General features: G+C 74.9%; 19 protein-coding genes, 1 other RNA gene and 1 pseudogene. 9 read left to right on the forward strand and 12 right to left on the reverse strand.

The window, feature by feature from the left end; genetic code table 11:
* Window positions 1–93: 93 nt before the first annotated feature.
* Both eda and yaaA read right to left on the reverse strand, forming a co-directional pair.
* Entirely contained in the window at window positions 94–744 is a 651-nt protein-coding gene (eda, locus tag Sdia_RS10095) for a bifunctional 4-hydroxy-2-oxoglutarate aldolase/2-dehydro-3-deoxy-phosphogluconate aldolase (RefSeq protein ID WP_115068663.1), read from the reverse strand.
* Window positions 745–817: 73 nt separating this feature from the next.
* Window positions 818–1624, reverse strand: a complete 807-nt coding sequence (yaaA, locus tag Sdia_RS10100) for a peroxide stress protein YaaA (protein ID WP_161499794.1) — start codon at window positions 1622–1624, stop codon at window positions 818–820.
* A gap of 134 nt (window positions 1625–1758) precedes the next feature.
* On the opposite strand from yaaA, the gene rnpB reads away from it, so the two are divergent.
* The 6 genes and pseudogenes from rnpB to Sdia_RS10130 all read left to right on the forward strand — a co-directional run bounded on the left by rnpB (window position 1759) and on the right by Sdia_RS10130 (window position 8025).
* Window positions 1759–2160, forward strand: an RNA gene (gene rnpB, locus Sdia_RS10105) — RNase P RNA component class A.
* A 298-nt stretch (window positions 2161–2458) separates the two neighbouring features.
* Window positions 2459–3283, forward strand: coding sequence for a polyphosphate polymerase domain-containing protein (locus Sdia_RS10110; protein WP_100452919.1), 825 nt, complete (start codon window positions 2459–2461; stop codon window positions 3281–3283).
* The gene (locus tag Sdia_RS10115; RefSeq protein ID WP_100452920.1) at window positions 3280–3963 is read left to right on the forward strand and encodes a DUF4956 domain-containing protein; all 684 of its coding nucleotides are present in this window, start codon (window positions 3280–3282) and stop codon (window positions 3961–3963) included. Before Sdia_RS10110 ends, Sdia_RS10115 begins: the two co-directional genes overlap by 4 nt.
* Window positions 3963–5612, forward strand: coding sequence for a CotH kinase family protein (locus Sdia_RS10120; RefSeq protein ID WP_189499946.1), 1650 nt, complete (start codon window positions 3963–3965; stop codon window positions 5610–5612). The genes Sdia_RS10115 and Sdia_RS10120 overlap by 1 nt, the downstream gene beginning before the upstream one ends.
* 90 nt (window positions 5613–5702) lie before the next feature.
* Window positions 5703–6451, forward strand: a pseudogene (locus tag Sdia_RS10125) (response regulator transcription factor).
* A complete protein-coding gene (locus tag Sdia_RS10130; RefSeq protein WP_189499947.1) occupies window positions 6448–8025 on the forward strand; it encodes a sensor histidine kinase in 1578 nt (525 codons plus the stop codon). The pseudogene Sdia_RS10125 and the gene Sdia_RS10130 overlap by 4 nt, the downstream one beginning before the upstream one ends.
* Here the strand turns inward: Sdia_RS10130 and Sdia_RS10135 are convergent.
* The gene (locus Sdia_RS10135; RefSeq protein ID WP_100452924.1) at window positions 7968–8219 is read right to left on the reverse strand and encodes a hypothetical protein; all 252 of its coding nucleotides are present in this window, start codon (window positions 8217–8219) and stop codon (window positions 7968–7970) included. The two genes, Sdia_RS10130 and Sdia_RS10135, sit on opposite strands and share 58 nt — an antisense overlap.
* Window positions 8220–8336: 117 nt before the next feature.
* Between Sdia_RS10135 and Sdia_RS10140 the strand changes: the two genes are divergently transcribed.
* From Sdia_RS10140 to Sdia_RS10150, 3 genes are all read left to right on the forward strand, one after another.
* Window positions 8337–9191, forward strand: a complete 855-nt coding sequence (locus Sdia_RS10140) for a hypothetical protein (protein ID WP_100452925.1) — start codon at window positions 8337–8339, stop codon at window positions 9189–9191.
* Window positions 9192–9332: 141 nt separating this feature from the next.
* Entirely contained in the window at window positions 9333–10328 is a 996-nt protein-coding gene (locus Sdia_RS10145; RefSeq protein WP_370464537.1) for an Acg family FMN-binding oxidoreductase, read from the forward strand.
* A gap of 120 nt (window positions 10329–10448) precedes the next feature.
* Window positions 10449–10679 carry a hypothetical protein gene (locus Sdia_RS10150; RefSeq protein ID WP_229830530.1) on the forward strand — a complete coding sequence of 77 codons (231 nt, stop codon included), beginning with the start codon at window positions 10449–10451 and terminating at the stop codon, window positions 10677–10679.
* 16 nt (window positions 10680–10695) lie between these two features.
* Here the strand turns inward: Sdia_RS10150 and Sdia_RS10155 are convergent, their stop codons facing one another.
* From Sdia_RS10155 to Sdia_RS10195, 9 genes are all read right to left on the reverse strand, one after another.
* Window positions 10696–12744: a propionyl-CoA synthetase gene (locus Sdia_RS10155; protein WP_370464538.1), complete on the reverse strand. Its 2049-nt coding sequence runs from the start codon at window positions 12742–12744 to the stop codon at window positions 10696–10698.
* Window positions 12745–12807: 63 nt separating this feature from the next.
* Window positions 12808–13581: a cyclopropane-fatty-acyl-phospholipid synthase family protein gene (locus Sdia_RS10160; RefSeq protein ID WP_100453357.1), complete on the reverse strand. Its 774-nt coding sequence runs from the start codon at window positions 13579–13581 to the stop codon at window positions 12808–12810.
* Window positions 13582–13618: 37 nt separating this feature from the next.
* Window positions 13619–14023 carry a MazG-like family protein gene (locus Sdia_RS10165; protein WP_100452928.1) on the reverse strand — a complete coding sequence of 135 codons (405 nt, stop codon included), beginning with the start codon at window positions 14021–14023 and terminating at the stop codon, window positions 13619–13621.
* A 27-nt stretch (window positions 14024–14050) separates the two neighbouring features.
* Window positions 14051–14965 carry a PhzF family phenazine biosynthesis protein gene (locus tag Sdia_RS10170; RefSeq protein WP_100452929.1) on the reverse strand — a complete coding sequence of 305 codons (915 nt, stop codon included), beginning with the start codon at window positions 14963–14965 and terminating at the stop codon, window positions 14051–14053.
* Window positions 14966–15050: 85 nt separating this feature from the next.
* On the reverse strand, window positions 15051–15515 hold the full coding sequence (locus tag Sdia_RS10175; protein WP_100452930.1) for a lamin tail domain-containing protein: 465 nt from the start codon (window positions 15513–15515) through the stop codon (window positions 15051–15053).
* A 134-nt stretch (window positions 15516–15649) separates the two neighbouring features.
* Window positions 15650–16429, reverse strand: coding sequence for an SDR family oxidoreductase (locus tag Sdia_RS10180; protein ID WP_189499948.1), 780 nt, complete (start codon window positions 16427–16429; stop codon window positions 15650–15652).
* A complete protein-coding gene (locus Sdia_RS30030; RefSeq protein ID WP_229830533.1) occupies window positions 16426–16776 on the reverse strand; it encodes a hypothetical protein in 351 nt (116 codons plus the stop codon). Before Sdia_RS30030 ends, Sdia_RS10180 begins: the two co-directional genes overlap by 4 nt.
* Before the next feature lie 501 nt (window positions 16777–17277).
* A complete protein-coding gene (gad, locus tag Sdia_RS10190; protein WP_189399707.1) occupies window positions 17278–18690 on the reverse strand; it encodes a glutamate decarboxylase in 1413 nt (470 codons plus the stop codon).
* Window positions 18691–18824: 134 nt separating this feature from the next.
* Window positions 18825–19835, reverse strand: a complete 1011-nt coding sequence (locus Sdia_RS10195) for a Gfo/Idh/MocA family protein (protein WP_185392944.1) — start codon at window positions 19833–19835, stop codon at window positions 18825–18827.
* Between the last annotated feature and the right edge of the window lie 85 nt (window positions 19836–19920).

A 19920-nucleotide genomic window follows, 5' to 3' on the forward strand; every position in this document is an offset into this window, starting at 1 on the left:
GCTCCTCCGTTCGGTCTCCGACTGGCGGCCGGGGCGCCGGAAAGCGCCGGACCTGGCGCGTACCCGTGGGCCGTGGAGCGAAACGGCCACCGCTCAGCGCAGCCGCGAGGCCTCGCGGGCCAGCCGCTCCACCCGGTCCCAGTCCTTCGCGGCGAGGGCGTCGGCAGGGAGCATCCAGGAACCGCCGACGCAGCCGACGTTGGGCAGCGCCAGGTAGGCCGGGGCATTGGCGGGCGACACCCCGCCGGTCGGGCAGAACCGCGCCTGCGGCAGCGGCCCCGCCAGCGACTTCAGATAGGGCGCCCCGCCGGCCGCCTCGGCCGGGAAGAACTTCATCTCGCGCACCCCCCGCTCCAGCAGCGTCAGCACCTCCGAGGCGGTCGAGACCCCGGGAAGGAACGGCACCCCCGACGCCCTCATCGCAAGCAGCAGCGTCTCGGTGCACGCCGGGCTCACCAGGAAGCGGGCCCCCGCCGCGACCGCCGCGTCCACCGTCCGGGGCGACACCACGGTCCCGGCGCCCACCACCGCCTCCGGAACCTCGGCACCGATGGCCCGGATGGCGTCGAGCGCCCCGGCCGTCCGCAGCGTCACCTCGACCGCCCGCAGGCCGCCCGCCACCAGCGCCCGCGCCAGCGGCACCGCGTCGGCCGGGTCGTCCACGACCACCACGGGCAGGACGGGGGCCAGCTCCAGCACGGAGTCGGTGGCGGGAGCGGGGGAGGGCGGCGGCGTAGGGCTCATGGGGTCATGATGGCGGGCCTCACGCACTGTGCGCAAAGCCCGTTGCGCACAGTGCAATCGGTGCGGGGCGGGCTCAGCGCCCGTGGACGTCGGTCACCACCACGTCCAGCGCCCACGAACTTCCCGCCTTCTCCGGCTCACGTGCCTCCACCACGTACCCCAGCCCGCGCAGCGCCTCCACCAGTTCCGCCGGACCTTCGGGTCCGGCCCCGGCGGACAGCAGGTCGCGGGTCAGACGCCCCTTGGTCGCCTTGTTGAAGTGGCTCACCACCGACCGCTTCTCCACGCCGCCGACCATCCGCGCGTGCAGCACCCGCACCGTCGCCGTACGCTCCGCCACCTCGCCCTTCGGCTTCCACGCGCCCGCGTACGCCGCCGAGCGCAGATCGAGGACCAGCCCCGAGCCGGCCACGGCGGGCAGTACCTCGGCCATCGCCCCGCGCCAGTGAGCCGCCAGCGCCCCGATGCCCGGCAGTTTCACCCCCATCGAGCAGCGGTACGAGGGGATCGCGTCACTCGGCCGTACCGCCCCCCACAGGCCCGAGAAGACCAGCAGCGACCGGTCGGCCCGCCGCGCCGCCGCCTCGTCGAGAGTGGCCAGGCCCAGCGCGTCGTAGAGGACGCCGGTGTAGATCTCCCCGGCCGGGCGGGTGCCCGTGGTGCGCAGCTCCACGTTCTTGCCGATCTCGCCGCGCAGCCCCTCGCTGAGCCCGAGGACGGTGCGCGCCTGTTCCTCGTCGGCGGCGCACAGCTCCACCAGCTCGCCCAGCACGGCTTCCCGGGCCTCGGTGAGACCCGGCAGCGACAGCTCCTCCAGCTTCAGCGGCGAGCCCTGCCCCGAGGCGGCCTTCCCCTCGGACGGCGGCAGCAGCACGAGCACGATGTGACTCCTTCGGCGACGGCAGACCCCACGGGCGACCCGCCAAGGCCGCCCCGGCCAGCGTAATGGGCCGTCCCGCCGGGCGGCGCCGCGCTCATGGTCCCGGCCTGCGGGTACCATGAACGCACGGCAGACGAGCCGGGCGGACGGCCGCGTGGAGATCCCCGGATCTCCCCGAGGAACGTCCGGGCTCCACAGAGCAGGGTGGTGGGTAACGCCCACCCGGGGTGACCCGCGGGACAGTGCCACAGAAAACAGACCGCCGGGGGCCTCGGCCCTCGGTAAGGGTGAAACGGTGGTGTAAGAGACCACCAGCGTCTGAGGTGACTCAGGCGGCTAGGTAAACCCCACCCGGAGCAAGGTCAAGAGGGGCCGCCGGCAGGCGGCCCTGCGCGGACGTTCGAGGGCTGCTCGCCCGAGTCCGCGGGTGGACCGCTCGAGGCCGGCAGCAATGCCGGTCCTAGATGGATGGCCGTCTCCCCGGAGGCCGCGAGGCCCCCGGGCGACAGGACCCGGCGTACAGCCCGACTCGTCTGCCGCCTCACGGCTGAGAAGCGCCCCCGGCCCGCGTCGGGGGCGCTTCTCGGCGTTCCGGGGGCACTTCTCCCCTCCCGGCCATGTCCCGGTCGCTCCTCGCTCTTGTCGAATACTCACGTAGTACACCCGCGTTTCTCAGGCCTTCCTCATCTGCCGTTGGTTGCTTGTCGGTGGCCGGTCGGACCACGACGGCGAACGAGGAGGCGGATGGTGTCCCTGTCGAGAGCGGAAGCGCGAGAAGGCGGTCGGGGCGCGCCCGGGGCCGGTGGGAGCGGAGCGGACGGGGAAGCCACGCAAGTGGCGAGCCGGCTGCACGCGTTCAACCGGTTCGAGCTGAAGTACCTGGTCCCGGTGGAGCGGGCGGCCGGGATCCGGGACGAGCTGGCGGAGCGGATGGACCGCGACGCGCACTGCCCGGCCGGCGGTTACGGGGTGTGGAGCCTCTACTACGACACGCCCCAGTTGCGGTTCTACTGGGAGAAGATCGAGGGGCTGAAGTTCCGGCGCAAGCTGCGTATCCGGCACTACGGCGACCTGGACGGCGTCACCGACGCGTCGCCGGTCTGCGTGGAGATCAAGCAGCGGGTCAACCGCGTCACGCAGAAGCGGCGCATCACCCTTCCCTACGGCGTCGCCAGGCAACTGTGCGACGGCCGGGAGCTGGTGCCGCACTCGACGCGGGAACGTGCCTTCGTCGAGGAGGTGCTGGAGCTGATCGTGCGGCTGAACCTCCGGCCCGCCGCGATCACCGGCTACCAGCGCGAGGCCCTGGTCGGCCGTGACGCGGACACCGGGCTGCGGGTCACCCTCGACCGGCGGGTGCGCGGCCGGGACCGCGACTTCCACTTCGGCACGCGGACCCCGGAGAACCGGTTCACCGTCCCGCCGCACCTGGCGGTGATGGAGATCAAGGTCAACGAGCGCACCCCGTACTGGATCACCGACCTGGCCGCGCGGCGCGACCTCACCCTCGTGCGGGTCTCGAAGTACGTGCAGTCCATCGAGGCGTTCGGGCTCGCGCCGCGCTCGGTCTTCCACATAGACGAGGCGGACTACCCGCCTCCCCCTTCCCACGCACAGCAGCAGGCGCAGGACGCGCCCATGAAAGCAGGAGCACAGTGAATTTCGATCTCGATCTCCAGGAGCTGAGCGGTACGTTCAGCGTCGCGGACGTGGTGGCGGCGATGGTCCTGTCGTTCCTGCTGTCCACGGTCATCGGCTACGTGTACCGCTACACGCACCGCAACGTCTCCTACAGCCAGTCCTACGTGCAGACCCTGGTCATCGTCGGCATGGTGGTCGCGCTCATCATGCTGGTGGTCGGCTCGAACCTGGCGCGGGCCTTCTCCCTGGTCGGGGCCTTGTCGGTGATCCGGTTCCGGAACGCGATCAAGGAGACGAGGGACGTCGGCTTCGTCTTCCTCGCCATGGCGATCGGCATGGCGTGCGGTGCGCGCTTCTACACGCTGGCCGCCGTCGGCGCCGTGGTGATCTGCGCGGTCGTCGTCTTCATGCACAAGTTCGACTGGTTCGCGCTCGACGTCCAGCGCCAGGTGGTGAAGGTCCAGGTCCCGGCCGGTGAGGACCACACCCCGCAGATCCGCGACGTACTGATCAAGTACACCAGCGAGTTCGAGCTGGTCAGCACCGAGACCATCCGGGGCGGCGCGCTGAACGAGGTCTTCTACACGGTCCGGCTCAAGAAGGGCACCGCACCCGGCGAGCTGGTGAGCGCGCTCCAGGCCCGCACCTCGGGGCAGCGGGTGACCGTGCTGACCGGTTACGACAGCACGGACCTCTGATGACCGGCACCTCCACCACGGGCGGGCGGAAGCGGCGTCTGCGGGACCGGCTCCCGGTACGGCTGCGTCACCACTGGAAACCCGTCGCGACGCTGGGCGTCGGCCTCGTCATGATGGTCGCCTTCCTCGGCGACGTACGGATCTCCCCGTACGTGACCTCCACCTCCCGGGTGGAGGCGGACGCCATCACCGACGACGTCACCGGAACGGTCGCCCTGTACGACACCTCGGTCGCGCACACCGTCCAGCTCACCTATGAGCAGACCGACTTCGACAAGATGATGAAGGAGTTCGAGGAGGACGGCACCAAGGACTACATCAAGGCCGACCTCGTCATCGACGGGGTGTACCTCGACGACGTCGGCCTCCGGCTCAAGGGGAACTCCACCCTGATGTCCCTGCGGGGTGACGGGGACTCGCCCGGGGGCCGCGCCCTGCCGGGCGCCCCGCAGGGCGGCGACGGTCAGGCCGCGCAGGACCCCGGGACCGGCGACGCCGGGACGGATGACGCCGGAGGCGGGCGGGGCGGTCGGGGCGGCGGGATGACGCAGTACGACCTCTCGGCGGACAAGCCCGAGGAGCTGCCGTGGCTGGTCAAGATCGACGAGTACGCCGAGGGCCGCGCCTACCAGGGGGAGCGGGAGATCTCGCTCCGGCCGGGCAGCGACGGCCAGGTCCCCCTCAACGAGGCGCTGTCGCTGTCGCTGACCGGGTCCAGCGGCCAGAAGGCCGAGCGGTACGCCTTCACGAGCGTCGAGGTGAACGGGGGCACGGCCGCCACGCGGCTGATGGTCGAGAACCCGGACACCGACTACGCCGAGGAGCTGGGCGACGGCAACGCCGTGCTGTACAAGGCCCGGGCAGGCAGCAGTTTCACCTACCAGGGCGACGACCCGTCGGCGTACGAGAGTTCCTTCAAGCAGCTCAACAAGAAGGGCAGTCAGGACCTCGAGCCGGTCATGAAGCTCATCAAGTGGGTCGAGAACGCCTCCGACGAGGAGTTCGCCCGCGACCTCGACCAGTACGTCGACGTCGAGTCGCTCGCCGCCTACGTGGCGACCCAGAACCTGCTGCTGAACTTCGACGACATGGCCGGGCCGGGCAAGAACTACCTGCTCCGCTACGACCTCGACACCAAGAGATTCTCCGTGCTGGGCTGGGACTACAACCTGACCTTCAGCGGGAACATGGAGGCCGGGCCGGACGACTCGGCCGGAATGGGGGGCGGCGCGGGCGGCGGGGCGCCCGGCGGGCGGCAGGACGAGGACGCCGCCGGCCCGCCCCAGGGGATGCCCGGGGGACGCCCGGAGGGAATGCCGGAAGCTCCGCCCGAAGGGATGCCGCGGGGTGGTCCCGGGGGAGCGGGCGAGCAGGGCCGGGAACGCGGCCCCGGCGCGGCGGAACACCCGCTGAAGACCAGGTTCCTGGAGACGGACGCCTTCGACGAGGTCTACCTGACCGCGTACCAGGAGCTCTACCAACGGTTCTACGCCTCCGGAACGGCCGCGCAGCAGGTCGAGGCCATCGCCGGTCAGGCGCGTGCGGCGGGCGCCGGGTCCGAGGAGCTGGACACGGCCGTCTCCCAGCTCACCAGGACCGTCACCGACCGGGCCGCCGCCCTCGCGGAGGACGAGCAGGTGACCGGCTGAGCGCCCCGGCGCCCCGGCCCCTCCCGCGTGAGGAGGCCGGCGGCGCCGGCCCGCCCAGGTACCGCACCCTTCCCCTCCGGAGCAACCACCGTGCACGTCCAGCAGAGCGCCACCCGGGGGCCCGCGTCCGGGCACACGGTCCTGGTCGTCGAGGACGATCCCAGCATCCGCACCCTGCTCACCTCCGCCCTCGGCGCCGCCGGCTACACCGTGACCGGCGCCGCCACCGGGCAGGAGGCGATGGCCCTGGCCGGCGGCCGCCACCCGGACCTGATCGTCCTGGACGTCGTGCTGCCCGACACCGACGGCTACCGGATCACCCGCGACCTGCGGGCCCGCGGTGTCTACACGTGTCCGTGCTGTTCCTGACCGCCCGCACCGAGGTCGAGGACCGCATCATCGGGCTCAGCTCGGGCGGCGACGACTACGTGACCAAGCCCTTCCACGTCCAGGAGGTGCTGCTGCGCGTCCGCGCCATCCTGCGGCGCACCGGCCTGCCTCCCGCACCCGCCGACGCCCGCCCGGTCCTCGCCTACGCCGATCTCACCCTGGACGAGGACGCCCACGAGGTCCACCGCGCCGGACGCCTCGTGCGGCTCTCCCCGACCGAGTTCCGGCTGCTGGCCTGCCTCATGTCCCACCCCGAGCGGGTGCGCGGGAAGGGCGAGATCCTCCAGGAGGTCTGGCGCTACGGCTTCTCCGGAGACACCCGCATCGTCGACACCTACATCAAGAACCTGCGCCGGAAGGTCGACCGCGACCCGCCCGCGCTCCTGCACACCGTGCGCGGGGTGGGCTACTGCCTGCGCCTGCCGCGCCACGCACCGGGCGCGCGGTGAGGCCGCTCCGCGCGCCGCGGCCCCGCTCGCTGCGCGGCAGGCTCGTGCTCATCGCGGGGCTGCTGGCGACAGCGGCGGTGGCCGTGTGCCAGCTCGCCGGGCTCGCCGTCGTACGGGCCTGGCTCACCGACCAGGTCGACGACCGGCTCGCGCACTTCCGGCCTCCCGAGGGCGTCCACCGTGAGATCGCCGCCGGGAACGCCCCGCCCCCGCCCGGCCCCGGCGACGCCCTCCCCTCCGACTACCGGGTCTACTTCTACGACCGCGGGGGGCACCTGCTCGACACCTCCCTGGGCCAGGACGACGCCCCGGGCCCCCGGCTGCCCGAGACGGTGGGGGAACTGGCGCCCGACGGCGGCCGGGTGGCCACCGTGGCCTCGGCCGGCTCCTCCGGCTCCGACTGGCGGGTCCGCACCCATGACGGTCCCGACGGCATGCGCGCCGTCGTCGCCCTCCCGCTGGACACCGTCGACGGAGCCACCACCAAGCTGCGCTGGGTCGGCCTCACCCTGGGGGCCGCCGTCGCCGTGGGCGTCGTCACCCTCGGCGGCGCCGCCGTCCGGCTCGGGCTGCGGCCCCTGACCAGGGTGGAGCAGACCGCCCAGCAGATCACCGCGGGCGCCCTCCGGCTCAACGTGCCGGTCGACGACCCCGACACCGAGGTCGGCCGCCTTGGCCTCGCCCTCAACACCATGCTCGACCGGCTGCGGACCGCGCTGCACCGCACCGAGGGCTCCGAGCGGCACCTGCGGGTCTTCATGGCGGACGCCGGCCACGAGCTGCGCAACCCGCTCACCGCCATCCAGGGCTTCGCCGAACTCCTCCTGCACGAGCCCGCGATGAGCGCCGACCGGCGCCGCGAGGCGCACGGACTGATCCACCACAACGCCGAGCGGATGAGCCGCCTGGTCGACGACCTCCTCCTGCTGGCCAGGCTCGGCCACGGCCCCCGCCCGCACCGCGAGACCGCCGACCTGCTCTCGCTGTGCGCGGACGCCGTCGCCACCACCGCCGTCCACCACCCCCGGCACAGTTTCACGCTCACCCCGCTGAGCGCCGCCGGACCCGAGCACGACCTCGACATCGTGGAGACCACCGGCGACCCCCACCAGCTCGCCCAGATCCTCGGCAACCTCCTCGCCAACGCCGCCACCCACACCCCCGAGGGCACCCCCGTCCAGGTCAGGGTCGGCACCGCCGAGGCCGGCACCCGGGGCTGGGGCGGCGACCGGCCCGGCCGGGTGGCGACCGGTCCGCCGCCCGCCGGGACGCCCTGGTGCGTGGTGGAGATCGCCGACCGGGGTCCGGGCATCGCGCCGGCCGACGCCGCCCACGTCTTCGAGCGCTTCTACCGCGCCGGGCCCGGCGGCCGGGCGACACCCCCCGGAACCGGCCTCGGCCTCGCGATCGCCGCGGCCATCACCACCGGCCACCAGGGACGCCTGGAGCTGGACACCGCTCCCGGCCAGGGCTGCACCTTCCGCCTCCTGCTGCCGCACCCGGGCGCGGACCCGGCTCAGGGGCCGGTGGCCTCCGGCGTGTCCTCGTCGCCCGCCGCGAAGAGGTCGAGCTGACCGTCCCCGGTCTCCGCCGCGAAGAGCAGCGGCTGCTCCCCGTCGGGCGGGGCCTGGCGGAGGCTGCCGGTGCAGCTGACGAGGAAGCCGGGGGTGCCGTGGTCCGGCGGGTCGTGGCGGGCGAAGCGCCCGCCCGGGGTGGCGACCGAGCGGTGGCAGACGGGGCAGGTCTGGCGCGGATGGCGGTAGGACATGTGCCCAGGATGCCGCCCGCCGCCGACAGCGGGCCGGCTCGCCCCCGGACGACGGGCCCGCTCCGCCCGCGGGTAGGTTGACGCCTCACCACCGCCCCGCCCGCCCCGGGAGTCCCCGTGCCCGTCCCCGCCCGCCCCCGCCTCCTGCTCGTCACCGACCTCAGCTACCCGGCGCGCGGCCGCCGGTACGGCGAGGAGGACACCTGGCTCGCCTCCCGGCTGCGCGAGGAGTTCGACCTCGCCCTCTGCCACCCGCGGGACGCGCGGGCGCTCGCCGGCTCCTTCGACGCGGTCCTGGTCCGCAACAGCGGCCCCGTGCTGCACCACCGGGAGGCGTGGGAGGCCTTTCGCGCCCACGCGCTCGCCACCGGGCTGCGCGTCTACAACCCGCTGACCGGCAAGGGCGACATGGCCGGCAAGGGCTATCTCCTCGACCTGACCGCCGCCGGGTACCCGGTCATCCCCACCGTCGACCGGGCCGGGGACCTGCACCGGCTGCCCGAGGCGGCCTCGTACGCGGTCAAGCCGGTCGCGGGGGCGGACTCCGTCGGGCTGGAGTTCCTGCCACGGGAGGAGGTGGCCGCACGGCTGGACGGCACCGTCCTGGCCCAGCCGCGCGTCGACTTCCGGTACGAGGTGTCCTTCGTGTACGTCGACCGGGGCTTCCGGTACGCGCTGCACGCCCCGGACCCGGAGCGCCGCTGGGAGCTGGTGCCCTACGAGCCCACCGGCACGGACCTGGCCTTCGCCGGCCGGTTCGTCGAGTGGAACGGCCTCGCCCACGGGGTCACCCGGGTCGACGCCTGCCGCACCCGCGAGGGTGAGCTGCTCCTCGTCGAGCTGGAGGACCTCAACCCGTACCTCTCCCTGGACCTGCTGGGCGCCGAGGCGCGGGAGGGGTTCGTGGCGGCGCTCAAGCGGTCGCTGCGGAGGTTCCTCACCGAGGAACCGGACGTGGCCGCGGAGCGGTGAGCCACGGGGCCTCCCTCCTCACACCGGCCGGACGCGGGGCCGGGACCGCCCGCCCTCCGACCCGCCAGCACCCGGCCGGGACCGGGACCTTCGTCAGTGGAAGCCCCGCCGGGCCTGTCCTACGGTGGGAAGCGGGAGGCGATGACGATGACCTCGAGCTCGCAAGCCACCGACGCCGTCACGATCACCGAGGCGCACCTGGAGGACCTGGTGCGGGACGCCTGCGCCGCCCCCTCCATGCACAACGCCCAGCCGTGGGCCTACGTCTACCACCGGCGCTCCGGAGTCCTGGAGCTGCTGGCCGACGCCGCGCGGACGCTCCCCGAGGAGGACCCGCGCCGGCGTGCGCTCCACCTCGGCTGCGGTGCGGCCCTCTTCAACCTCCGGGTCGCGGCCGCCCGCGCGGGGCTGCACGCCTGGGTCTCGCCGCTGCCCCCCGCCACCGGCGGTGACGTGCTCGCCGCCGTACGGCTGCGCCGGGGTGAGGTCGAACGCGAGGCCGCCACCCTGCACCCGGCCGTCTCGGAGCGCCGCACCAACCGGCAGCCCTACGCGGAGACCCGGATCCCGGAGGTGGTACGCGACCAGCTCGACCGCGCCGCCACCGCCGAGCGGGCCCGGCTGGTCTTCCCCCAGGGCTGGCACTACCGGATGGTGCTCGACCTGCTCGCCGACGCCGAGGCCGGGGAGGCGCCGGGCCATCGTGCGGAGGAGCAGGGCTGGCTGCGCTCCGAGGAGGGGGAGACACCCGACGGCATTCCCCGCGGGGCGCTCGGCCCCCGGATGCGGGAGGGCGAGGCCGCGGTGCGGGAGTTCGGCGAGCACCCCGACCGGCCGTGGGCCGACTTCGAGCGGGAGCCGCAGATCGCCCTGCTCCTCACGCTCCGGGACGAGCCGGCCGACTGGCTCGCCGCCGGTCAGGCGCTCCAGCGCGTCCTGCTGACCGCGACCCGCGCCGGACTCAGCGCCGCCCCGGTCACCCGGGCCCTGGAAGAGCCCTCGCTGCGCTGGTTGCTGCGCGACCCCTCCGAGGGGCCCGGGCACGTCCAGATGGTGCTCCGGCTGGGGTACGGGCCGCCCGTTCCCCGGGGTACCGGCCGCCGCACCCCCGCCGAGGTGCTGACGGTCCGCGACTGAGGAGGACCGACCCGCCGCGAGCGGCCGGAGGCTTTCCGAGGGACTGCGGGCCGTTCGCACACCCGTGCGTGCACGATGGAGGGAGGAGCAGACGACCGCCGGGGGGCGACGATGACCGCGATGACCAAGCTGTACTACCGCTTCGTGTACTGGAGACGGCGGCTCGGCCGTTCCGTGCGCCCGGCGGCCGAGCCGCGCCGCCCGGCCCCCGCCCGGCGCCGGCTCGCGGTGAAGCGCGGCGCGTACCGCTTCCGGCCGCTGTACGTGTTCGCGGCGATCGTGGTGATCGTGCTGGCCCTCTCCTGGCTGCTGGCGGCGGGCGGCGCCGGGCGGGGGCCGCTGCCCTGGTAGCCGGGGCCGGCGGCGGTCACTCCCCGCGCAGGACCTCGCGCAGCGCGTCCAGCACGGCCGGGTCCTCGATGGTGGAGGGCACCGGTTCGTCCCGGCCGTCGGCCAGTGCGCGCATCGTCTTGCGGAGGATCTTGCCCGAGCGGGTCTTGGGCAGGGCCGGGACGACGTCCACCCGCCGGAAGGCGGCGACCGGGCCGATCTCCGCCCGCACCCGCGCCACCAGCTCGGCGGCCAGCCGCTCCGGGTCCTCGCCCGCCCCGGCCTTCGCCACCACCAGGCCGCGCGGCAACTGGCCCTTGAGCGGGTCGGCGGCGCCGATCACCGCGCATTCGGCGACCTCCGGGTGACCGGCGAGAACCGCCTCGATGGCGCCGGTCGACAGCCGGTGCCCGGCCACGTTGATCACATCGTCGGTGCGGCCCATGACGAAGAGGTAGCCGTCCTCGTCGAGGTAGCCGCCGTCGCCGGTCAGGTAGTACCCGGGGAAGGCCGAGAGGTACGAGGCCACGTACCGGTCGTCGTCGCCCCAGACGGTGGGCAGTGTCCCCGGGGGCAGCGGGAGCCGGACGGCGATGGCGCCCTCCTCGCCCGCCGCGCACTCCTGGCCGTCGGCCCGCAGCACCCGCACGTCGTACCCGGGGACGGGCACCGTCGGTGAGCCCGGCTTCAGCGGCAGCGGTTCGAGCCCCATCGGGTCGGCCGCGACCGGCCAGCCGGTCTCGGTCTGCCACCAGTGGTCGACCACCGGCACGCCGAGCTTCCCGCCCGCCCAGTGGTAGGTGTCGGGGTCGAGGCGCTCCCCCGCGAGGAAGAGGTGGCGCAGCGAGGAGGTGTCGTACGCGTCGAGCAGGCGGGCCTCCGGGTCGGCCTTGCGGATGGCGCGGAAGGCGGTGGGCGCGGTGAAGAGCGTCGACACCCGGTGGTCGGCGATCACCCGCCAGAAGGCGCCCGCGTCCGGCGTGCCGACCGGCTTGCCCTCGTAGAGGACGGTGGTGGCGCCGAGCAGCAGCGGGCCGTAGACGATGTAGGAGTGGCCGACCACCCAGCCGACGTCGGAGGCGGTCCAGAAGACGTCGCCGGGGGAGGCGTCGTAGATGTTCCGCATCGACCACAGCAGGGCCACCGCGTGGCCGCCGTTGTCCCGGACGATGCCCTTGGGGCGGCCGGTGGTCCCCGAGGTGTACAGCACGTACAGCGGATCGGTGGCGGCGACGGCGACCGGGTCCGCGGGGCGCGCGTGCGCCATCAGCTCCGCCCAGTCCAGGTCGCGCCCCGGCACCAGGCCGGCGGTGAGCTTCTCGCGCTGGAGGACCACACACCGCTCGGGCGCGTGCGCCGCCAGTTCCAGGGCGCGGTCGAGGATCGGATGGTAGGCGACGACCCGGGAGGGCTCGATGCCGCAGGAGGCGGCGACGACCACCTTCGGCCGTACGTCGTCGATCCGCACGGCCAGCTCGGAGGCGGCGAACCCGCCGAACACCACCGAGTGGACGGCGCCGATCCGCGCGCAGGCCAGCATCGCCACCACCGCCTCGGGGACCATCGGCATGTAGATCACCACCCGGTCGCCCTTCTCCACCCCCAGTTCGCGCAGCACCCCGGCGAACCGGGCGGTCTCGTCGAGGAGCCGGCTGTACGTCAGGGTCCGCCGGGAGCCGGTCACCGGCGAGTCGTGGATCAGCGCCGGCTGCTCGCCCCGGCCGAGCGCCACGTGCCGGTCGAGGGCGTTGGCGCAGGTGTTCAGCTCCCCGTCGGGGAACCAGCGGTACAGCGGTGCCGCCGCCGCGTCCAGCACCCGCCGCGGCTCGCGGGTCCAGCTCACCTCCCGGGCGGCCTCCCCCCAGAAGCGCTCGGGGTCGGTCAGGCTCAGTTCGTACGCCTCGCGGTACGTGCTCATCGGGCACCGTGGCCTTTCGGGGAACCCGGTGGCCGGCGGAGGCCGGGCCCGCCGGGCGGGTCGGATGGGGCGTGATGGTAGGGGCCGGGGCCCGTCCGGGGAAGCCCCTGACCGGCCCTGATCTGCGTCGATCCCCCCGTTCGGGGCGCCTTCGGCCCCCTCGGCCATACGCGGTGACCGGCGGTTACCCCGGCAGCGCCCGCGTATGCGGCCCGTCCGGCCGGGCGGCCGTCAGTCCTGCGGCACCAGCGTCAGGTAGGCCATGCCCAGCAGATCGCGGTAGCCGCGCAGCCAGGAGTCGCGCTGCCGGTCGACCCTGGCCCGTGTCTCGGCGGCCAGCGGGTGTTCCGGGTGGCCGGCCAGCCACACCTCGACGTCCTCGCGGTAGCCCGACTCGAACTCCTCCCACTCGGCGGGCGTGGCCGTCTCGATCCGGGCCGGGCGGAATCCGGCGGCGACCACCTCGTCCACCAGCTCCGGCAGCCCGGGATGGTCGCTCGCGGTCGCGTCGGGCCACATCCGGGCCAGCTCGCCGGAGGAGGGCGTCCGCTGCCAGAACCCCTCACCCAGCAGCACCCGCCCACCCGGCCGCACCAGCCGCCGCAGCTCCCGCAGCGCCTCGGGGACCAGGAGGGGCGGCGCCGCGTCGGTCAGGGCCTGCGAGGCACCGAGGCACAGCACCAGTTCGGCCGGGCCGTGCTCCGTCCCCGCCGCCTGTCCGGCGAGGAACTCGACCCGGTCGGCCAGGCCCCGCTCGGCAGCCAGCGCCCGGCCGCGCGCCAGGTCGTCCTCGTCCAGGTCCAGGCCGGTCCCGGTCGCGCCCGGCACCGCCGCGAGCACCCGGAGCATCAACTCGCCCCAGCCGCAACCGATGTCCAGCACCGTGGCCGGCCGGTGCGCGGCGAGCCGGGTGGTCAGATCGGCGGCGCGCGGCTCGCCGAGCGGGCCGTGGAAGGTGAGGGCACGGGGGCGGGGCGGGCCGGAGCGGGCGTCGGTGGAGGTCATGGGCCGCACGCTAGCGGGGGCGGGTGGACGCCGTCGCTCATTTTCCGCCGGGCGGGTCCGCGGCGCCGGGGCCCGGCGGGACGGCCGTCCGGTCGACGGTCCGGGCGAGGTGGTCGGCAAGGACCGTCCGGGCGTCGGGGGAGAGGGTGCGCAGCGCCACCATCGCCGTCACGATCACGTCGCACAACTCGGCCCGGACGTCGTCCCAGTCGTGACTGACGCCCTTGCGCGGGTTCTGCCCGACCGCGCCGATGACGGCCTGCGCCACCTCGCCCGTCTCCTCGGCGAGCTTCAGCATCCGCAGCAGCAGCGCCTCTCCGGGCGGCCGGCGGTTGTGCTCCTCCAGCCAGGCGTACAACGCCTCGACTCGGTCCCATGGTCCGGCCGGAGCGGGGGAGGGGCGGGGGTCCGGGCCGGGGGTGCCCGTGAGGTGTGCGTCCATGGGCGGACCCTGCCACGCCCCGCCGCGTCAGGCGGCCGGTTCCGGCAGCGGGACGCCCGCGCCCGTGACGCGGACGCGCGGATCGCCCGGGACCAGGGTGACGGTCAGGACGCCGGGGCGGCCCATGTCCTCGCCCTGGCGCAGGGTGAGTTCGGCACCGTCGGGGACGAGCCCGGCCTCGCGGGCGTAGGCGCCGAAGGCGAGGGCGGCGGCGCCGGTCGCCGGGTCCTCCACCACGCCGCCGACCGGGAACGGGTCGCGGACGTGGAAGACCAGCGGGTCGGCCGCGTCGCGCCACACCAGGTGGACCGTGGTCAGGCCGGTGCGCTCCATCAGCGCGCGCAGCCGGTCGAAGTCGTAGGCGAGGCGGGCCAGGCGGTCGCGGGTGGCGGCGGCCAGCACCAGGTGGCGGGCGCCGGCGTAGGCGACGCGGGGGGCGAGGGCCGGGTCGAGTTCGGCGCGCTCCCAGCCGAGGGCGGCCAGCGCCTCGGCGAGGTCGGCCTCGGCGAACTCCTCGGTGTGCGGGGCGACGCCGGTGAGGGTGGCCCGCAGCGTGCCGTCCCGCTCGTCGACGGTGACCGGGACCGGGCCCGCCTGGGTGTGGAAGAGGTACTCGCCGGCGCCGTACCGCTCGCCGAGGGCGACGGCGGTGGCCACGGTGGCGTGACCGCAGAAGGGCACCTCGGCGCGCGGGCTGAAGTACCGGGCGCGATAGGCGCGGACGCCCCCGGCGGCCGTGCTGCCGGGGGGCGGCGGGGTGAGGAAGGCCGTCTCGCTGTAGCCGAGGCGGGCGGCGACGGCCAGCATCGTGGCCTCGTCCAGCCCGGCGGCGTCCAGGACGACTCCGGCGGGGTTGCCCCCGGCCGGGTCGCGGGTGAAGGCGGCGTACCGCAGGACCGGGGGCTCGGGGTCGGCTGGGGCCGGGTGGTCGGCGAGGCTCATGGCGGTGCCAACCGGGGCCCCCGGGGAGCTATTCCCGGTCCGGGCGGGGCAGCGCCGGAGCGGCCCCGCCCGGCCGCGCACCGGCTCAGTGGCAGTTCTTGGTGCCCTTGTCCTTCTTCGTCCACGAGCAGGAGTCGAGGAGGGAGCCGGTGGGCTTGATGAGGCGGGCCTTGTCGCCGTCGTTGTTCCACACGTAGCTCTTGCGGTTCCAGTACACGGTGCCCGGGGCGTTCCTGCCGCTGCCGGTGCGGACCTTGACGGTCTTGCCCGCGCCGATCCGGTAGCTGCCGAAGGTGTACGTGTAGCCGGTGTCGTCCTTCAGCTTGTAGCCCTTGAGCTGGATCGGGGAGCGGGTGCTGTTGTGGATGTTGACCCATTCGGCGTTCAGCGAGCTGTTGGACCGGGTGTCCTTGCCCGGGCTGTCGTACTGGATCTTGGCGAGGTGGAGGCCGCCCTGGTGGGCGGCGGCGGCCGGGACCGCCGCGAGGAGGGGCGCGGTGAGGGCGGTCGCGGTGACCAGGGCCCAGGCGGCGGTCGGACGTATGCGCATGGTGTGCTCCGTACGTGAAGTTCTCGTGAAGGAGCCTGAGCATAGAGCCGGTCGAGGCGCGCTTGTCCCTGGCATGACGCATTCCGCTTGTGTGGGCGACCGGGGGCCCGCGCCGTGCCGGGCCCCCGCGCGGATCAGCCCCGCCCGATGTACGGCATCCCGCTCGCCATCACCGTGGCGAACTGCACGTTGGCGTCGAGCGGCAGCTCCGCCATGTGGCGTACGGTCCGTGCGACGTCGGCCACGTCCATCACCGGCTCGGGCCGCACCGCCCCGTCCGCCTGGAGGATTCCGGTCCGCATCCGGTCGGTCATCTCGGTGGCCGCGTTGCCGATGTTGATCTGTCCGCAGGCGATCCGGTACGGACGCCCGTCCAGCGAAAGGGACTTGGTCAGGCCGGTCATCGCGTGCTTGGTGGCGGTGTAGGCGATCGAGTGCGGGCGCGGGGCGTGCGCGGAGACCGAGCCGTTGTTGATGATCCGCCCGCCCTGCGGCCGCTGCTCCTTGAAGTGCCGGAAGGCGGCCTGGGCGCAGAGGAAGGCGCCGTTGAGGTTCACCTCGACCACCTCGCGCCACGTCTCGTACGCCAGCTCCTCCACCGGGACGCCCCCGCCGCCGAAGAGGCCCGCGTTGTTGAAGAGCAGGCCCAGCGCGCCGAACCGCACCGAGGCGGCGGCGAAGAGCGCGTGCACCTCCTCGGGCCGGGTCACGTCGGTCGGCGCCACCAGAGCCCGCCCCGCCGCCTCGCCGGCCAGCCGTGCGGTCTCCTCCAGCCGTGCCCGGTGGCGCCCCGCCAGCACCACCGACCAGCCCTGGGAGAGGAGTTCCAGGGCGACGGCCCGGCCGATGCCGGAGCCGCCGCCCGTCACCACGGCGGTCCGGCGCGGCTCTGCGTTCTGCTGTGCGTCAGTCATGGGCCGCAGCGTAGAGCGGTACGGCCCGGGGCCGCCCGGCACCCGGCGGCCCGTTCGGCCAGTGCGTCGGTCCTGGCCAGCCGCTCCAGCAGCATCTCCTCCACCGCCTCGTCCCGGGCCCTCTCGTAGGCCACCGCGCCGCCCGCCGGGACCGCCGGCAGCACCAGGCCGAGCCCCGGCGCCAGCGCCGGGCGGGGCCATCCGGGCAGCGGCCGGCGCAGCGCGCGGCGCGCCGCGTCGGCGGTGGCCAGCACCGGGACCGCCGCCCACGCCGCGACCAGCGCGCCCGGCACTCCCTCGGGACCGGGCGGCAGGGCGGTGAAAGCCAGCCCCGCCGTCGCCGCCACACAGACGGCGGCCAGCGGCCACTGACGCAGCGCCAGGTGCCCCAGGCCCAGCCCGCTGAGGTTCAGGACCCCCGCGCCGACCGCACGCAGGACGTCCGGCGGCCCCGGCGGCGGGCCGGGCGGAGGCGGCGGAACGGGGCCCGGCGGGGGCCAGGCCGTGCCCGGGGGCCACGCCCCGGCGGGCGGCGGCGGTGCGGCCGGGGGCGGGGGAGGGGAGACAGGCCGGGGCGGGGCGGGGGAGCAGGCCGGGGCGGCGGGGGCGGCGCCCCGTGAAGCACCGAGCGCGGGTCCGGGGGGCCGTCGGCCCGCCGGGCCGGCCGTGCCGCTCGTTCCGCGGCGTCCCGCGGCTCGGAGCCGTCGTCGCCGTGCTGGTTCACCGGTGTCACGTGATCCCCCCGTTCCGTCCGGCGCGGGAGAGCGCGCCGGTCACCGAAACCTTCGGGGCCCGCGCGCACCGTGTCGACGAGACCGCGGGAGGGGCCCGGGCCCGCCGCCGTCGGCTCAGTGGTGGAAGCCCGGCTGCTGCGACGCGCGCCGGTCGCCGCCGCTCAGGCGGTGGACCGCGTCCCGCAGGTCGTCGGCGAGCAGCATGATCTTGTCGTAGCCGATCCCGTGCCGGATCAGGACCCGCTGCACCACGGTCTCCTGACGGTCGGCGGGCAGCGGATAGGCGGGCACCTGCCACCCGCGCAGCCGCAGCAGCTCGGTCAGGTCGTACAGGGTGAACCCGGCACCCTCGGGGTCGGTCAGCGTCCAGGAGACGGCGGGCAGCGCGCCCTGGCCGTCGTACAGCAGGGTGAACGGCCCCAGCGCCGCCACCTTCTCGGCGAGGGCGCGGGCGGTGCGGCCGCAGGAGTCGAGGACGGCCCGGTACCCCTCGCGGCCCAGCCGGAGCAGGTTGTAGTACTGGGCGACGACCTCGCCGCCGGGCCGGGAGAAGTTCAGCGCGAAGGTCGGCATCCTCCCGCCGAGGTAGTCCACGTCGAAGACCAGTTCCTCGGGGAGCAGGTCGCGGTGGCGCCACACCACCCAGCCCACGCCGAGCGGCGCCATGCCGTACTTGTGGCCGGAGGCGTTGATCGAGGCGACCCGCTCCAGCCGGAAGTCCCACACCACGTCCGGGTGGACGAACGGCGCGACGAACCCCCCGCTCGCGGCGTCCACGTGCAGCGGCACGTCGAGACCCGTGTCACGCTGCACCGCGTCGAGTTCGGCGGCCAGCTCCGCCACCGGCTCGTAGTCGCAGGTGTAGGTGACGCCGAGGATCGCCACCACGCCGATGGTGTTCTCGTCCACGTGGGCCCGCAGCTGATGCGGGCGCAGCCCCGTCGCCCCCTCCTCCAGCGGGACCTGGCGCAGTTCCACGTCGAAGTAGCGGGCGAACTTCTCCCAGCAGACCTGGACCGGGCCGCAGACCAGGTTGGGCCGGTCCGCGGGCCTGCCCGCCGCCTCACGCGCCTTGCGCCACCGCCACTTGAGCGCCAGCCCGCCGAGCATCGCCGCCTCGCTCGACCCGGTGGTGGAGCAGCCCATGGCCGCCCCGCCGGACGGGCTGTGCCACAGGTCGGCCAGCATCCGCACGCACCGCTCCTCGATGGCGGCGGTCTGCGGGTACTCGTCCTTGTCGATCATGTTCTTGTCCAGGCACGCGTCCATCAGCGCGTGGACCTCCGGCTCCGCCCAGGTGGTGCAGAACGTCGCCAGGTTCTGCGAGGAGTTGCCGTCCATCGCCAGCTCGTCGCGGATCAGCGCCAGCACCGCCACCGGGTCGGCCTCCCGCTCCGGGACGCGTCGCTTCGGCAGCGCCCGCCGGCTCAGCCTCGTGGCGTACACGTCCTCGACGGAGGTGTCGGGGGCGCCCTGCGGGGCCGGCTCTCCCCCGGGGGCCGGCCGGCCCACCTGATGCAGTGCCACGGTGCTCCTCCTGCGGGCAGGGGGCGGCCGGACGCGCGCCCCACGCGGCCCGACGGTAGGCCGCGCGCCGCCCCCGCGCATCAGCAGCGGGCAACCGGGGGACGGCCGACCGGCCGCGGGGAACGACGGCGGGCCTACTCGCCCGGGTAGCGCACCCCGGCCTCCGCCCGGGCCGCGTCCACCGTCCGCAGCACCCCGAGCGTCGCCTCCAGCGGCACCAGCGGCGACTCGCGCTCACCGGCCCGCAGGCAGCGCATCACCTCGGCCGCCTGCGGGGCCCAGGTGTCGTCCGTGCCGCCCGCGCTGCGGAACACCTCCGGTTCGCGGCCCGGGCGGTGCAGCACGAAGCGGTCCGGGCGGAAGAAGCTGCCCGGCACCTCGATCCAGCCGCCCGTCCCCGCCACCGAGGCGGCCCTCGGCGTGTCCGCCGTCACCGAGCAGTGCAGCAGCCCGTGCGCGCCGCCGCCCCACTCCAGCAGCATCGACGTGTGGGTGTCGACGCCCTCGGCGGAGAGCGTGGCGCGCGCCGCGACCCGCTCCGGTTCGCCCAGCAGCAACTGGGCGAACGCCACCGGGTAGACGCCGAGGTCCAGCAGGGCGCCGCCGCCGCGCGCCGGGTCGAGGAGGCGGTGGCCGGGCGGGAACGGGCCGGGCAGCCCGAAGTCCGCGGTGACCGTCCGCACCTCGCCGACCGCGCCGTCGGCGACCAGCGCCGCCAGCCGCCGGACCAGCGGGTTGCACCACATCCACATGCCCTCCATCAGGAAGACGTCCCCCTGCCGGGCGAGCGCCACCAGCTCCCCGGCCTGCCGGGCGCTGAGCGCCAGCGGCTTCTCGCACAGCACCGCCCGGCCCGCCTCCAGGCACAGCCCGGCCGCCCGCCGGTGCTCGCTGTGCGGCGTGGCCACGTAGACCACGTCCACCCCGGCGTCGGCGGCGAACTCCGCCCAGCTCCCGTGCGCCCGGGGTATCCCGAAGCGGTCCGCGAACCTCCGGGCCGACGCGGGCGAGCGCGAGGCGACCGCGACCACCTCGGCGTCCGGCAGCCGCCGCAGGTCCTCGGTGAACGCCGCCGCCATCGCCCCGGTCGACAGCACCCCCCACCGCACCGGCGCCGAGCCCTCCACCACCGTCGTCCTCGCCATGCCCACCCCTCGCGTCAGGCGCCCGCCACGGCGCCGCCCAGTCGCCCTGCGGCGGACGGTTCCGGACAACGCCGCCCGGTGCCGT

Origin of the sequence: Streptomyces diastaticus subsp. diastaticus, from assembly GCF_011170125.1 — a bacterium.
Lineage (GTDB): Bacteria > Actinomycetota > Actinomycetes > Streptomycetales > Streptomycetaceae > Streptomyces > Streptomyces diastaticus.

What these genes read in the sequence shown, in the direction of transcription:
- eda (WP_115068663.1), bottom strand. Translation starts at nt 744, where the DNA reads ATGAGCCCTACGCCGCCGCCCTCCCCCGCTCCCGCCACCGACTCCGTG.
- Sdia_RS10170 (WP_100452929.1), bottom strand. Translation starts at nt 14,965, where the DNA reads ATGAGCCTCGCCGACCACCCGGCCCCAGCCGACCCCGAGCCCCCGGTC.
- Sdia_RS10155 (WP_370464538.1), bottom strand. Translation starts at nt 12,744, where the DNA reads ATGGCCGAGGGGGCCGAAGGCGCCCCGAACGGGGGGATCGACGCAGAT.
- Sdia_RS10175 (WP_100452930.1), bottom strand. Translation starts at nt 15,515, where the DNA reads ATGCGCATACGTCCGACCGCCGCCTGGGCCCTGGTCACCGCGACCGCC.
- Sdia_RS10165 (WP_100452928.1), bottom strand. Translation starts at nt 14,023, where the DNA reads ATGGACGCACACCTCACGGGCACCCCCGGCCCGGACCCCCGCCCCTCC.
- Sdia_RS10120 (WP_189499946.1), top strand. Translation starts at nt 3,963, where the DNA reads ATGACCGGCACCTCCACCACGGGCGGGCGGAAGCGGCGTCTGCGGGAC.
- Sdia_RS10195 (WP_185392944.1), bottom strand. Translation starts at nt 19,835, where the DNA reads ATGGCGAGGACGACGGTGGTGGAGGGCTCGGCGCCGGTGCGGTGGGGG.
- Sdia_RS10145 (WP_370464537.1), top strand. Translation starts at nt 9,333, where the DNA reads ATGACGATGACCTCGAGCTCGCAAGCCACCGACGCCGTCACGATCACC.
- Sdia_RS10180 (WP_189499948.1), bottom strand. Translation starts at nt 16,429, where the DNA reads ATGACTGACGCACAGCAGAACGCAGAGCCGCGCCGGACCGCCGTGGTG.
- Sdia_RS10135 (WP_100452924.1), bottom strand. Translation starts at nt 8,219, where the DNA reads ATGTCCTACCGCCATCCGCGCCAGACCTGCCCCGTCTGCCACCGCTCG.
- Sdia_RS10160 (WP_100453357.1), bottom strand. Translation starts at nt 13,581, where the DNA reads ATGACCTCCACCGACGCCCGCTCCGGCCCGCCCCGCCCCCGTGCCCTC.
- Sdia_RS10150 (WP_229830530.1), top strand. Translation starts at nt 10,449, where the DNA reads ATGACCAAGCTGTACTACCGCTTCGTGTACTGGAGACGGCGGCTCGGC.